The sequence below is a fragment of the Clostridium sp. genome (assembly GCF_022482905.1).
GTDB lineage: Bacteria > Bacillota > Clostridia > Clostridiales > Clostridiaceae > Clostridium_B.
The window spans coordinates 1,506,667-1,520,444 of sequence record NZ_JAKVOI010000001.1; the positions used below are offsets into that span (position 1 = coordinate 1,506,667).

General features: G+C 35.2%; 14 protein-coding genes and 1 other annotated feature. Of the genes, 2 read left to right on the forward strand and 12 right to left on the reverse strand.

Going from position 1 to position 13,778, the window contains the following annotated elements; genetic code table 11:
- Positions 1-22: 22 nt before the first annotated feature.
- From ruvX to LKE46_RS07465, 9 genes are all read right to left on the reverse strand, one after another.
- Positions 23-439: a Holliday junction resolvase RuvX gene (ruvX, locus tag LKE46_RS07425; protein WP_291719920.1), complete on the reverse strand. Its 417-nt coding sequence runs from the start codon at positions 437-439 to the stop codon at positions 23-25.
- A 54-nt stretch (positions 440-493) separates the two neighbouring features.
- Positions 494-745: an IreB family regulatory phosphoprotein gene (locus LKE46_RS07430; protein WP_291719922.1), complete on the reverse strand. Its 252-nt coding sequence runs from the start codon at positions 743-745 to the stop codon at positions 494-496.
- A 62-nt stretch (positions 746-807) separates the two neighbouring features.
- Positions 808-3,447, reverse strand: a complete 2,640-nt coding sequence (alaS, locus tag LKE46_RS07435; RefSeq protein ID WP_291719924.1) for an alanine--tRNA ligase — start codon at positions 3,445-3,447, stop codon at positions 808-810.
- A gap of 57 nt (positions 3,448-3,504) precedes the next feature.
- Positions 3,505-3,685: a binding site (T-box leader), on the reverse strand.
- A gap of 83 nt (positions 3,686-3,768) precedes the next feature.
- Complete coding sequence (locus tag LKE46_RS07440; protein WP_291719926.1) at positions 3,769-4,794, reverse strand: AI-2E family transporter; 1,026 nt, start codon at positions 4,792-4,794, stop codon at positions 3,769-3,771.
- Between the two features lie 23 nt (positions 4,795-4,817).
- Positions 4,818-5,255 (reverse strand): PRC-barrel domain-containing protein, encoded by a 438-nt coding sequence (locus LKE46_RS07445; RefSeq protein WP_291719929.1) that lies wholly within the window; start codon positions 5,253-5,255, stop codon positions 4,818-4,820.
- A gap of 110 nt (positions 5,256-5,365) precedes the next feature.
- Positions 5,366-5,812, reverse strand: coding sequence for an RrF2 family transcriptional regulator (locus LKE46_RS07450; RefSeq protein ID WP_291719931.1), 447 nt, complete (start codon positions 5,810-5,812; stop codon positions 5,366-5,368).
- Between the two features lie 86 nt (positions 5,813-5,898).
- Positions 5,899-6,660 carry a histidinol phosphate phosphatase gene (locus LKE46_RS07455; RefSeq protein ID WP_291719934.1) on the reverse strand — a complete coding sequence of 254 codons (762 nt, stop codon included), beginning with the start codon at positions 6,658-6,660 and terminating at the stop codon, positions 5,899-5,901.
- A 63-nt stretch (positions 6,661-6,723) separates the two neighbouring features.
- Positions 6,724-7,650: an AEC family transporter gene (locus LKE46_RS07460; protein ID WP_291719936.1), complete on the reverse strand. Its 927-nt coding sequence runs from the start codon at positions 7,648-7,650 to the stop codon at positions 6,724-6,726.
- A 47-nt stretch (positions 7,651-7,697) separates the two neighbouring features.
- On the reverse strand, positions 7,698-8,318 hold the full coding sequence (locus tag LKE46_RS07465; protein ID WP_291719938.1) for a phosphatase PAP2 family protein: 621 nt from the start codon (positions 8,316-8,318) through the stop codon (positions 7,698-7,700).
- Between the two features lie 394 nt (positions 8,319-8,712).
- On the opposite strand from LKE46_RS07465, the gene LKE46_RS07470 reads away from it, so the two are divergent.
- Together LKE46_RS07470 and LKE46_RS07475 are read left to right on the forward strand one after the other, a co-directional pair.
- On the forward strand, positions 8,713-10,491 hold the full coding sequence (locus tag LKE46_RS07470) for an ABC transporter ATP-binding protein (protein ID WP_291719940.1): 1,779 nt from the start codon (positions 8,713-8,715) through the stop codon (positions 10,489-10,491).
- Positions 10,454-12,235: an ABC transporter ATP-binding protein gene (locus tag LKE46_RS07475; RefSeq protein ID WP_291719942.1), complete on the forward strand. Its 1,782-nt coding sequence runs from the start codon at positions 10,454-10,456 to the stop codon at positions 12,233-12,235. Before LKE46_RS07470 ends, LKE46_RS07475 begins: the two co-directional genes overlap by 38 nt.
- Positions 12,236-12,288: 53 nt before the next feature.
- Here the strand turns inward: LKE46_RS07475 and hisE are convergent, their stop codons facing one another.
- Genes hisE through hisF form a run of 3 tightly spaced genes read right to left on the reverse strand, consistent with a single transcriptional unit; the run spans position 12,289 to position 13,776 of the window.
- On the reverse strand, positions 12,289-12,621 hold the full coding sequence (hisE, locus tag LKE46_RS07480) for a phosphoribosyl-ATP diphosphatase (RefSeq protein ID WP_291719945.1): 333 nt from the start codon (positions 12,619-12,621) through the stop codon (positions 12,289-12,291).
- 32 nt (positions 12,622-12,653) lie between these two features.
- On the reverse strand, positions 12,654-13,001 hold the full coding sequence (gene hisI, locus LKE46_RS07485; protein ID WP_291719947.1) for a phosphoribosyl-AMP cyclohydrolase: 348 nt from the start codon (positions 12,999-13,001) through the stop codon (positions 12,654-12,656).
- A 13-nt stretch (positions 13,002-13,014) separates the two neighbouring features.
- The gene (gene hisF, locus LKE46_RS07490) at positions 13,015-13,776 is read right to left on the reverse strand and encodes an imidazole glycerol phosphate synthase subunit HisF (RefSeq protein WP_291719949.1); all 762 of its coding nucleotides are present in this window, start codon (positions 13,774-13,776) and stop codon (positions 13,015-13,017) included.
- Positions 13,777-13,778: the final 2 nt, after the last annotated feature.

Below are 13,778 nucleotides of genomic sequence, written 5' to 3' on the forward strand. Positions count from 1 at the left end.
CAAAATTCATTTTTATAGAAGATTACTTTTTATAAATGCTGTCCAAATATCCCTGTAATATATATGTAGATGCTATTTTATCCACTAGCTTTTTTCTCTTCCTTCTGGACATGTCCGCCTCAAGCATAGCTCTGTTGGCCGCTACCGTAGTCAATCTTTCATCCCACATCTTTATTGGAATATCTATTTTCCCTTTTATAAGATTACAAAATTCAATTACTTTTTCACTTTGGGGGCCAAGAGTACCGTTCATATTCTTTGGAAGCCCCGACACAATCAATTCTATATTATAACTATTACATATTTTTGTCAATTGTTCTATATCTTCATCTGAATTTTTTCTTCTTATAGTTGTAATTCCCTGGGCTGTGATCCTAAGTGGGTCGCTTACCGACACTCCTATAGTCCTATCTCCAATATCCAGGCCCAATATTCTCATCTGCATTCTCCTAAATAAAATATTATATAAATAAAAGTGCCTTAGAGGCCACTTTTATTTTATATTCAAATAAGCCTTCAATACTTCTTCAAGTATTTCATCTCTCTCAAGCTTCTTAATCAAAGATCTTGCACCATTATAATTGGTTATATAGGTTGGATCATCGGAAATCAAATATCCAACAAGCTGGTTTACCGGATTATATCCCTTTTTAATTAGCGAATCATAGACTTCAGTCAATATTTCTTTCGTAAGAACCTTTTTACTTTCAGATATATCAAACTGAATAGTATTGTCTTCACTCATTTATATCACCCCGCTAACAATTGTAATACTTATATTATAGAACATATTTTATAAAATGTATACTACTTGACTATGTTTTCCACAATTGACAGTGAACTGCCTACAGCTTCTTCCAGTTTATCCGGCAATTTTCCACCTGCCTGCGCCATGTCAGGTCTTCCGCCGCCACCGCCGCCGCACAAAGCTGCTACTTCTTTTATTATTTTTCCACAGTGGACTCCTTTCTTTACTGCAGCCTTGGATGCCATAGCAATCAGCTTCACTTTTCCATCAACATTGCTTCCCAAAACCACAACTGTTTTTTCATTCCTATCTCTTATCTTGTCTGCCAGATTCCTCAGTGCATCTCCGTCAACGTCCTTCAATACTCCAGTATATATCTTAATATCACCTATGCTCTTTTCACTCTTTATTATTGCATCTTCAGAATCTCCTGCGAGTTTCAGCTTCAGATTATTTATTTCCCTTTCCCTATCCTTCAGCCCGGCTGCAATATTATCTATCTTGTGGATTATTTCCTTATCGGAGCATTTGAGCATGCTCGATATATTTCTTAGTATATCATCTTTTTCCTGGATATATTCAAGGGCATATTTTCCTGTAACTGCCTCTATTCTTCTTATACCCGCAGCTATTCCCGTTTCATACACTATTTTGAAAAGTCCTATTTCCCCTGAATTTGTGGCATGAGTTCCTCCACAGAGTTCTCTACTGAAATCTCCTACCGAAACAACTCTTACTTTATCTTCATATTTACTGTCAAACAGTGCAACAGCACCACTTTGCTTTGCCTCTTCCAGATTCATTATTTCCGTTTTGACATCTGATGCACTCATTACAACCTCATTAACCATTTTCTCTATTTTAACAAGCTGCTCATGGTTTACAGACTCAAAGTGATTAAAATCAAATCTCAATCTTCTGTCATCAACATAGGAACCCGACTGATGAACATGTTTCCCAAGTACTCTTCTAAGTGCCTCATCAAGAATGTGGGTTGCGGTATGATTCTTTCTTATATTGTCCCTTCTAGTCTTATCTACATTTAAATTAACCCTGCCATTCACACGGACCTCACCTGATAGTACATTTACAAAATGGAGTATTTTCCCTGCCACATTGTTTTTACAATCCAGAACTTCACATTTGAATCCATCACTGTATATTATTCCCCTGTCTCCTACCTGTCCTCCCATTTCTGCATAGAAAGGAGTAGCTTCGGTTACTATTACACCTCTATCTCCCTTTTTTAGACTTTCTACCAGTTTTTCGTCTTTTACGAGGACACTTATGTTCGATTCCAGGCTTAAAGTATCATATCCCTCGAATTTCGTATTGATATCAAGAGGTATTTTATCTAAAATGGTGTCATCTGCTCCCATATAATTTGTATGTTCCCTTGCAGATCTTGCCCTTTCCTTCTGCTTTTCCATCTCTCTCTGAAAAGTTTTCAGAACTACAGTCATATTATTTTTTTCGAGTATTTCCTTTGTAAGCTCTATCGGAAACCCATAGGTATCATACAGCTTAAAGGCCTTTTCACCTGAAAGTTCCCTTATTTTGTCCTTTTTCATATCATCTATGAAAGAGTTCAGTATGGTCATTCCGCTGTCTATTGTTTCATTGAATCTCTCTTCTTCAATTCTTATAATTTTCTCAATATAGTCCTGTTTGCCTTTCAATTCAGGATATCCTTTAATTGAGTTCCGTACTACTGCATCAACCAGTTTCCACAAAAAGGTTCTGTCTATATTCAAAGCCCTGCCGTGCACGGCAGCTCTTCTGAGAAGCCTTCTCAAAACATATCCCCTCCCTTCGTTTGACGGCAGTATTTCATCACTTATCATAAAAGCAATGCTCCTTATGTGATCGGTTATTACCCTCAACGATACATCGCTGTCACCATCTTTTCCATAATCGATATTTGCAATTCTGCACACTTCATTCAATATATTCCATATTGTATCCACTTCAAATATACTGTCCTTTCCCTGCATTACCGTTGCCATTCTTTCAAGTCCCATTCCTGTATCTATATTGGGGTTGGGCAGTTTATTGTATTTTCCACTCTCATCCTTGTCAAATTGTGTAAAAACAAGGTTCCATAATTCAACTATCTTGTCTTCATCTCCTGCTTTTACAAATTCTTGGGAACTGTTTATATTTAATCCGACCTTGTCAAAGTGAATTTCAGAACATGGTCCGCATGGTCCTTCTCCGTGTTCCCAGAAATTATCCTCTTTGCCAAGTCTGAATATTCTGGATGGATCCATATCTGTTTTCTTTGTCCATATGTCATAAGCTTCATCATCATCCAGATAAATGGTAACATACAGTCTGTCTTTAGGCAGCTTCATAACCTCTGTTACAAACTCCCATGCCCACGGTATTACCTCGGATTTAAAATAATCTCCAAAAGAAAAATTACCCAGCATTTCAAAAAATGTACCGTGTCTCGAAGTCTTTCCTACATTTTCAATATCGCCAGTTCTTATACATTTCTGACATGTTGTAACCCTTCTTCGAGGTGGGACCTGAAGCCCGGTAAAATACGGCTTGAGAGGTGCCATTCCTGCATTTATGAGAAGAAGGCTCTTGTCATGATTGGGAACAAGAGAAAAACTCGGCAGTCTCAAATGTCCCTTGCCTTCAAAAAAATTCAAATACATTTCTCTTATTTCATTCAATCCTAAATTTTTCATTATATGTATCTCTCCTTTTCTTGTTAAAAACGGTATAAAACAAAAAAGCCAACATCCCAAAGGGACGAAAGCCTATTCCGTGGTACCACCCTAATTACATAAACCAGAATCCAATTTATGTCTCTTAATACTCCAAGAACTCCTGGATAGCTTCGATATATCCTGACAAGAAGTTTTCACCTACCACTTCCTCTCTCAATGAAAAAATAGATCTACTTATTCCAATCATTATCCTGATTTATTCAATTACTATAGAATTATAAATAAAATACTCCCTACTGTCAATACACTAATCCCATGTATGCGCGGAAAATATATATTTTAGAATATATAGTAACTCAGATCCTTATAGATTATTTTTACCACAACACCCAGAGGCACTGCAGCAACCATGCCTATAAAGCCTGCCATTCCACCTCCTATGAGAAGAAGTACAATTACTGTAAGGGGATGCATGCTTATACTGTCTGCCGTTATTTTAGGGGATAATATGTTTCCTTCCAGCTGCTGGAGTACATACAACCATATTGCAACTTCAACTGCAGTCTTTGGAGAATTCATGAAAGCCACAAAAATGGCAGGAAGTGCTCCAAATATTGGGCCGAAATAAGGTATTATATTAAAAAATGCATTTATTATAGAAAGTACTATTGGAAAATCCACTTTCAATAGTACAAGTATTATAAATGTAACTATTCCCACAACCAGACTTAAAATCAACTGACTTACTATGTATCTGCCAAGTATTTTATCTATATGACAGCTTATCTTATATACTGCATTTCTGCTCCTTATAGGGAAAAGATTCAATATCCCGTGTTCTATCTGCTTTCCATCCACCAGAAAATAATATACTATAATAGGTACTATAACAGCATATATGAGCATGCTGCTCATATTTATTATAAATTCATATATTTTCCCGGATATTTTCATAGTCATATCGTGCATCCTATAGTACATATTATCCGTAAAAGTATGGAGTATTCCACTATTTTCATCAGGTTTGAGACTGGCATATATATTGTTTATCAGATCCTGTATACTGTTCAGGGTATTTTTTACATTTAGATTTTCCCTGAATAAATATGGTATGAAAACCATAAAGCCTCCAACTAATATGGCTGCTATGCCAGCTATAAGCAAAAGAGCCGATATGGACTCACCAGCTCCTGAATCCAGAAGTTTCATATAAAAAGGTTTCAAAACATACGTTATTAAAAAAGATATGACGAATAAGTAGATGAGTTCCCTAAGTATAGAAACTTTCATGACAAATATAATTACCAGAATTGCTGCCAGAAATACCGTACCATACTTTAATATTTTATCTTTTTTAATCTCCATCTCAATTTTCCTCTTTATCAATTTTAAATTTTCATATACAAAATATTTTTCTCTCCAAGTATAAGATTCTTTGACGGCAGTACTTTTCTCCCATGCACAATATCATATACAAATCCTCTTGAGATGACAAAGGCTCTTATGATAAAACTTTTCTCATAGAATATCATATCCTCCAGATTGCCCATTATGTTTCCTGTTTTGTCCACAACATCTATAGTCCGTATATCATTGAATTTAAGATCCTGTGCCCTATTTGATTCAGATGCAATAATAACAGGGAAAAGGCTCACTGTATTTTCCAGATACACGCTGGCATCCTTTTTCAATATACTATTTGAAACTACATTAAATCCTTTTATTGATTTTGAGTTGAAATCCACCAGTAAATCTCCCACAAAGCCCATGCTTTTTCCATCAATTCCTATAACTTCCGAAAAAATAAAATCTCTTACTCTGTACAAGCTATCACCTTTTTCAGTTAATCATTACAATTGTATAAATAGTTTTTCCATATAAATAAAAAAATATAACCCTAAAAGAAAAAATTCTTTAAAGGTTACATTATTGAAAATCATACTTTTTTAAGTACCTTCTTGTTATTCATATTTTTATAGTCATCTACAATATCCTGCAATGTTGTCGATTCCATGACGCTATCTATACTGTCCCTGATTTTCGACCATAAAAGCCTCGTTGCACAACAGTCGATATTATCGCAGGAATTTCCCTTCGTATCATCTATACATTCAGATATTTCTACAGGTCCTTCAAGTATTCCCATAATATCACCTATCGTTATATCCTCAGGGTGTCTGCTAAGCATATATCCTCCCTGGGCTCCCCTTACACTTCTAATTAAATTTGCCTTTCTCAGTGGAGAGAACAGTTGTTCCAAATAGTATTCAGATATACCCTGTCTTTCTGAGATCTTTTTTATTGATGCAGGCTCGTCACCATAGTGGATAGCAAGATCAACCATGGCCTTGACCCCATATCTTCCCTTTGTGGATAGTTTCACTTAACCACTTCCTTTGATACTCAACTTATAGTTATCCTATTTAATATTATCAAATCCGAGTAAATCTGTCAACAATAAGAATTCATCTAGTATTCCATTTTTCTGTCTTTAAAATATACTATTCTAAGATTGCAGTCCTCAGCTATCTGAGCCGCCTCACGGAAGTTGTTCCCTATGCTTTCCGCAGTGTGTGCATCAGATCCAAGAGTTATATACTTTCCACCAAGTTCTCTGTATCTTCTATATATCGGGTAAAAATTTTCAACAGCCGATTTGCTGTTCAACCTCCTTGTATTCAATTCTATACATTTTCCTCTCTGTATTATAAGCTTCAATATTTCATCCAGGATATCGGGAAACTCTCCGTAATGCAATTCCGGATCTTCATATCCTGAATATCTGCATATATAATCTATATGTGCAAGACTGTCTATGAAATCAAATTTTTTCAAATTCAGTAACATGCTCTCAAGATATCTTCTGTACGCGTCTTTTTTACTTTTTCCAATATAAAAATCATCGTAATACAAATCCAGATTATCCACAAGATGAATTGCTCCTATCACATAGTCGAAAGGGTTGTCTCTAGCTATAAGTCCTGCTTTCTTTACGCAGTCTTCCTTCATTCCAATCTCTATACCTAAAAGCATTGTTTCACCCCTTAAACCAGAATAAGCTTTAAAATAATCCTCTATGTTAAACAAAAATTCATTCCCGTCAGGATATCCAATATCCATATGTTCAGTGAGTATAAGTCCCAATCTATTGTCCCTCGCCGACTTTAATGCTTCTTCTATTTTCATATCTGAGTCAGTGGAAAATCTTGTATGTACATGGGTATCAAACATAAAATTAATTCACCTCATTCTGTTAATATTCCTTGTATTTACTATATCACTTATACCTAAAAATCAAAACAGATTATTCAAATATTGGAGCAGTATCACAATGAGCGGTATAGTTATCATGGAAACTATGGTAGTTATAAAAACACTTTTTGAAGCAAGCTTTTCATTGGAACCGTATTTCTGGGCAAATATGGGAGAAAGTACTGCAACAGGCATTGCTTCAATAACTACAATTATCTGAAGCATAAAGTTATCTGCACCTATAAGCTTCAATATTACAAAACTTAAAGTCGGGGCTATAATCAATCTCAGAAAACAGATATAGTATACTATGCTTCCACTGAAAATCTCCTTCAATTTCATTTCTGCCAGCATTGAACCAACTATAATCATGGAAAGTGGAGTAGTCATGGAACCTATGGAAACTACAGCCTTATTTAAAACCGGCGGTAGTTTTATGGAGAACAAAAACATAATGAATCCTATTATGGTTGCTATTATAACTGGATTAAATACAACTCCCTTCATAGCCCGCAAATCCCTTTTATCCGTATATATCATAATTCCCAAACTGAAGAGTATCATATTAAAGGGTATATTAAAGATAGCTCCATAAAATATGCCTGTTTTCCCAAAAAGTCCTTCCAGCACCGGATAACCCATAAATCCACTATTTGAAAATATGGCCGCAAATCTAATGACCCTGCTCGAATCCTCATCGTAGCCCGGCGTCATAAATCTGCTCGAAAACAATATTACAATATTGACTATAAAAGAATATACAAATATGTGTTTTGCTTCCACAAACATTTTCAGTGAATAATTATAATTGAAAGAAGTCAGCAGAAGTGCCGGAAGCGTTATGTTTATAAGCAGATTTGACAGATCTTTACTACCCTTTTCAGTTATAATATTCTTTTTTCTTGCAAATACACCGGATGCCATGACAAGCGACAAAATTATTACTTCATTTATTACATTATAGTTCAAGTGTGTTTTTCCCCCCCCAAATCAAAAACTAAAAACACGTCTAAATATTAACTCCAATACAATCTTCTCGCAATATATTTGTATATCATCTCTCCCAATATTACTGCAGTAACTAAGTCCATGATTACATGCTGTTTTACAAATTGAGTTGATAATATTATCAAAATGCCAATTACACATATAAATATTTTTGATTTTGCTTGTCCATAAGGCAGCTCCAATGATCCCCTCATCACTGCATAGGTAGTAAGGACATGTATACTAGGTAAACAATTGAAGGGTTTGTCAATTTTATAAGTATCCCTTACAAAATCCGACAAAATATCACTTCCGTAAACTGCAGGCCGTGGCACAGTAGTTTGGAAGAAGAAATACACAATGTAGCATATTATCATCCCCAAAATTATGGTAAACAGCACTTTATAATAGACTTTTCTGCTTTTAAAGCAAAAAAATATCAATGATATAATTATAAAAGGATACCACATCCAATAAGCAATAATAAATTGTTTTACAAAAGGAACACGCCTATCTACATTCATCACCAGCATATAGTATCCTCTTGATGAATTATCTAGTAGTCCATAAGCTATATTTATAATTGGTATGGCAATCATCAGACTTAAATACAGCATATTTTTTCTAAAATTTTTTATTACATTCTCCATATTAAAATTCTCCAATATAAATGTCTTTTAAATTATAGTATATACCCAATTTATATTTTAGTTATAAAAAAACATATTGACAACAATTATAAAGAATTGTATTCTTAGGTGGTAGCAAATCATATTATTAAAAAGGAGGCAGTAAGATGTCAACGAAAATTTTATTTGGCAAAGATTTTGAATCAGCTTTTAAAAACATACTTCAGCCCTGTCTCTATATTAATTTCATCAGGTATATTGATAGTTAATTATGTGTCATGGGTTGTACATTAATCCATGACCTTTTTAAATTAAAATATAAACGGGATTTAATCGTCCTGTAAACTTATTTTTAGATCATGGTCAGCCAGGGTCTTTTATTTTGCAATATTTTATTAACAAAGGGGGATACCAAATGAAACAAATTTTCAGATATGTATTTAATTACAAAGGTCTTGTAATACTGCCTTCTGCAGCAATGGCAGTTGCAATTTTTTTAGATATGATAAATCCATATCTTCAAAGTAAAATAGTGGATAAGGTATTTATAGAAAAAAATTTTGATCTCCTCTTCCCTATACTGACAGGCTTTGTCATAATAGCAGTATCCAGGGCTGTATTGGGATACGTAAAAGAATACATATTCGATGTTCTTTCTTCAAAAGTCAGTATTGATATGAAAAAAGATCTATTTGACCACATCCAAAGTCTTCAATTTAGTTACTTTGACAACATAAATACAGGAGAACTGATGTCCAGAATAGGTGAGGACATAGACAATGTCTGGAGAAGCATTTCCTTTGGAATAAGATTATTTATTGAAAATATAATATATTTTGTAACAACTTCTGTAATCCTGTTATTCCTAAATTGGAAATTAGCTCTGATATGCCTTATAGGTATGCCTCCAATAGCTTGTCTCGCCTTGAAATTTGAAAGAAAAATATCACAATCCTACAGTAAATTGAGCGATCAGGGAGTTATATTAAATACCAGCGCCCAGGAGAATATTGCAGGTGTGAGACTGGTGAAGGCCTTTGCCAGAGAAAAATATGAAATAGCAAAATTTTTAAAATTCAACAGAGAAAATTTTGATCTCAGTATGGAGCAAAATAAGATAATAGCTGATTATTTTCCTCCCATAGATTTTTTAACAAACATGTGCATAGTACTCCTAATTGCTGCAGGCGGTATTTTCGTAATGAAGGATAGCATGACAATAGGTACCCTGGTGGCATTTAGCGGGTATATCTGGATGCTAATAACTCCTATGCAAATGCTTGGATGGCTTGTAAACTTAATATCACAAGCTGATGCGTCGGCCAAAAAAGTAGTGAAAATAATGAATATTTACCCGGAAATCAAAGATTGTGAAAATCCACTGAGACTCAGTAACATACTTGGGAACATAAAATTTGAAAATGTATATTTCAAATACAAGGATGAATATGTACTTGAAAATATAAATATTGAAATCAAACCGGGAAGTACAACAGCCATTATGGGAACTACAGGTTCAGGCAAATCATCAATTGTAAATCTTATTGGAAGGTATTACGATACGACAAATGGTACTGTTTATATAGACGGCCATGATGTAAGAAAAATAAATCTCAAGGATTTACGCAGTAAAATAGCAGTTGTTTCACAGGATACTTTTCTATTCTCGGAAAGCATTAAAGAGAATATAAGTTTGGGAAACAACAACTACTCGCTTGAGGAAATAAAAAAAGCTTGTGAACTGTCCTGTGCAGACGAATTTATAGAAAAGCTGGATCAAAAATACGATACCGTTATTGGAGAACGTGGTATCGGACTCTCCGGGGGGCAAAAGCAGCGTCTTTCCATTGCCAGAGCCATTATAAGGAACTCAAGCATACTAATACTGGATGATGCCACTTCCGCACTTGACATGGAAACTGAGTACAATCTTCTAAAGAATCTTGGTAATACTCATAAAAATACTACTAAAATAATAATAGCTCACAGAATTTCAGCAGTAAAAAATGCAGACATGATAATCTGCCTGGAAAACGGTCATATAGCAGAGAGCGGCAGTCATGACGAACTTCTCGCAAGAAAAGGCAGATATTATGAGATATACGAAGAGCAATTTAAGGACTTCAATCCAAACTTCTCAAAGGAGGAATGTTGCAATGGCAATAAATACAGTAAAGCAGGACGAGAATCTTAAAAAACTTTCTAACTTTGAGATAGGAAGGCGACTGCTTTCATATTTAAACTCCTATAAATCCCAGGTATTGATAGTGCTTGTACTATTAATATTCGTAATGGCTGTAAACCTGATGAATCCATACCTCTTGAAGGTAGCTGTAGATAAGAATATATCCAATAGTGACATAAATGGGTTAATTAAAATAGGTTTCGCCATGGTCATATTGAATTTTTTGTCCATGCTTGCTTCCCGGCTTAGAATATTGAAGATGTCTTCTGTTACAAACAATATACTGCTGAATATACGTCATAATTTATATTCCCATATTCAAAAGCTGTCCTTTTCTTTTTTTGATGAAAGACCTGTAGGTAAAATACTGGCAAGAATCATAGGTGACGTCAATTCACTTCAGGATTTATTCAACAACAGTGTAACTAATTTTATACCTCAGATACTTACCATAATCTGCGTGGGTGTAATGATGTTCTATTTAAATGCGAAGCTTGCACTAGCCTCTATAATGCTTCTGCCTCTGCTTGCCCTTCTTATGTTCATGATCCAGATATTATCCAGAAGGCGATGGCAGACTTATAGGAAAAAGCGTTCCAATTTCAATGCCTATACTCACGAGGATTTTTCCGGCATAAAAGTGGTACAGTCTTTTGCAGCGGAAGAGAAAACTTCCTCCACATTTTTTATTCTGGTAAAAGATATGATGGATTCGTTTATAAATGCGGTTAGACTGAATGATTTATTTTGGCCTCTTGTTGATATATGCTGGGGTTTTGGTATGGTAATACTTTATTGGTACAGCAGCAAATTAATTTCGGAAGGCAGCCTGACCATAGGTACTATCATGGCATTTGGTATGTACATAGGTATGTTCTGGAGACCTATTCTGGAAATAAGCAATTTTTATAATACACTAATAATGAATTTCGCCGCAGCCGAACGCATTTTTGAAATAATGGATGTAAAGCCTGATATATCAAATTCTATAAATTCCGTTGAAATGCCTGAAATAAAGGGTCAGGTTGAATTTAGAAATGTTTCATTTGAATATGAAAACGGAGAAACTGTACTTGATCATGTAAGTTTCAAGGTTAATGCAGGTGAAACTATTGCTTTAGTAGGACCTACCGGTTCCGGCAAAACTACAATAGTAAATCTCATAAGCCGTTTCTATGATACAAAAAGTGGCTGCGTCCTAATAGATGGCAAAAATGTAAAGGACGTAGAAATCGAATCTCTCAGAAATCAGATGGGCATAATGCTTCAGGATACATTTCTTTTTTCATCAACTATAAAGGAAAATATAGAATACGGTAAAATTGGGGCTTCAAATGAAGAGATAATTGCAGCTTCCAGAGCTGTAACCGCACATGATTTCATAATGAAACTTGGAAATGGCTACAATACGAAAATAAATGAGAGGGGTTCACGCCTCTCTGTAGGTCAGAGACAGCTTATTTCCTTTGCAAGAGCTCTTCTTGCCGATCCAAAAATACTTGTACTCGACGAGGCAACTTCAAATATAGATACTGAAACAGAAAAACTTGTCCAGAATGGGATTCAAAAGCTGCTTCATGGAAGAACATCCTTCGTTATAGCCCATAGATTGTCAACTATAAGGAACTGCGACAGAATATTGGTAGTTGACAAAGGTAAAATAGCTGAATGTGGAAATCACCAGGAGCTCATGAAAATGAAAGGAATATATTACAATCTGTATATATCTCAATATAAATTTTTAAAAGATTGATTGAAAAACAGCTGTCCCTTAAAACTTGGGACAGCTGTTTTTCAAGCTTTATTCTATATCTTCTCTATATTTCTTCTCTCCGGCTTTTTATTTTTTATCTTCTTTCTTCTCTTCTCAAGTTCTTCCTCTATTTCTTCCAGAGTTATATCCTGGTTTACCATAAGTACAAGCATGTGGTATATAAGATCACATATTTCTGGAATTTCCTCATCTTTTTTTCCATTTTTACTTGCAATTATAACTTCAGTTGACTCTTCTCCAACCTTTTTCAAGATCTTGTCTATCCCTTTTGCAAATAGATAATTTGTATAGGAATCCTCTACAGGATTTTTCTTTCTATCCTCTATCAACTTGTAAAGTTCTTCAATAACACTTTTAATTTCCATGAGTATCCGTATCCTCCTTCAGTTTACATTTATCAATTATCTCTTGTCAATTGATTGAAAAAGCAGCTCCTGCTTCCTGTATGGCAGGCTGCTCCTATTTGATCCACCTTTATTAAAAGTGTATCATAATCACAGTCCACAGCTATACTCTTCACATGTTGAAAATGTCCTGAAGTGGCTCCCTTGTTCCAGTATTCCTGCCTTGATCTGCTCCAGAACCAGGTAGTACCGGTTTCTATAGTCCTTTTAAGTGATTCTTCATTCATATAGGCAAGCATGAGTACCTGGTTATTTTCAAAATCCTGAACTACTGCAGGAATAAGTCCGCCTCTAAAATCAACCTTTTCAAGCAGCTTGCCGTCATAATTTAGTTTGGGCATATTCTGTACCTCCCTATAACCTGACCGGTATATTTTTTTTATAAAGATATTGTTTTACTTCTTTTATGGTAAGTTCTCCATAGTGGAAAAGTGATGCAACTAATGCCGCGTCTGCACCGGTATCTTCAAAAACGTCATAAAAATCTCTCAATGAACCACAGCCTCCTGAGGCAATTACAGGAATATTGACCAAATCTGAAACTGCATTTGTTACAGGTATATCATACCCTTCCTTCGTACCATCTGCATCCATGCTTGTAAGAAGAATCTCACCCGCTCCAAGTTCTTCAACCTTTCTGGCCCATTGGAGTGCATCAAGCCCGGTATCTATTCTTCCACCATTTATGACTACATTCCAGCCGCTCTTGTCCTTTCTCATTCTGGCATCAATGGCAACTACTACGCATTGACTTCCAAATCTATCTGCCGCCCTTGTTATTAAATCAGGATCTCTGATAGCCGCTGAATTAACCGATATTTTATCTGCTCCCGCCCTCAAAATATTTTTGAAGTCATCAAGGTTTCTTATTCCGCCACCTACAGTAAGTGGTATAAACACCTGTTCTGCAGTCCTTCTCACTACATCTATCATGGTCCTGCGTTTTTCATGAGTTGCAGTTATGTCCAGGAAAACTATCTCGTCTGCCCCATGAGAATTATATACTTTTGCTATTTCAACAGGATCGCCCACATCCTTCAAATTCACAAAATTTATTCCCTTCACAACCCTTCCCATATTTACATCCAGGCATGGAATTATTCTTTTTGTAAGCAATT

Excerpts from the sequence above, each read along its gene's own strand:
- hisE (WP_291719945.1), bottom strand. The coding sequence starts at position 12,621 with ATGGAAATTAAAAGTGTTATTGAAGAACTTTACAAGTTGATAGAGGAT.
- LKE46_RS07475 (WP_291719942.1), top strand. The coding sequence starts at position 10,454 with ATGGCAATAAATACAGTAAAGCAGGACGAGAATCTTAAAAAACTTTCT.
- LKE46_RS07430 (WP_291719922.1), bottom strand. The coding sequence starts at position 745 with ATGAGTGAAGACAATACTATTCAGTTTGATATATCTGAAAGTAAAAAG.
- LKE46_RS07455 (WP_291719934.1), bottom strand. The coding sequence starts at position 6,660 with ATGTTTGATACCCATGTACATACAAGATTTTCCACTGACTCAGATATG.
- hisI (WP_291719947.1), bottom strand. The coding sequence starts at position 13,001 with ATGCCCAAACTAAATTATGACGGCAAGCTGCTTGAAAAGGTTGATTTT.
- ruvX (WP_291719920.1), bottom strand. The coding sequence starts at position 439 with ATGAGAATATTGGGCCTGGATATTGGAGATAGGACTATAGGAGTGTCG.
- LKE46_RS07440 (WP_291719926.1), bottom strand. The coding sequence starts at position 4,794 with ATGGAGATTAAAAAAGATAAAATATTAAAGTATGGTACGGTATTTCTG.
- LKE46_RS07470 (WP_291719940.1), top strand. The coding sequence starts at position 8,713 with ATGAAACAAATTTTCAGATATGTATTTAATTACAAAGGTCTTGTAATA.
- alaS (WP_291719924.1), bottom strand. The coding sequence starts at position 3,447 with ATGAAAAATTTAGGATTGAATGAAATAAGAGAAATGTATTTGAATTTT.
- LKE46_RS07465 (WP_291719938.1), bottom strand. The coding sequence starts at position 8,318 with ATGGAGAATGTAATAAAAAATTTTAGAAAAAATATGCTGTATTTAAGT.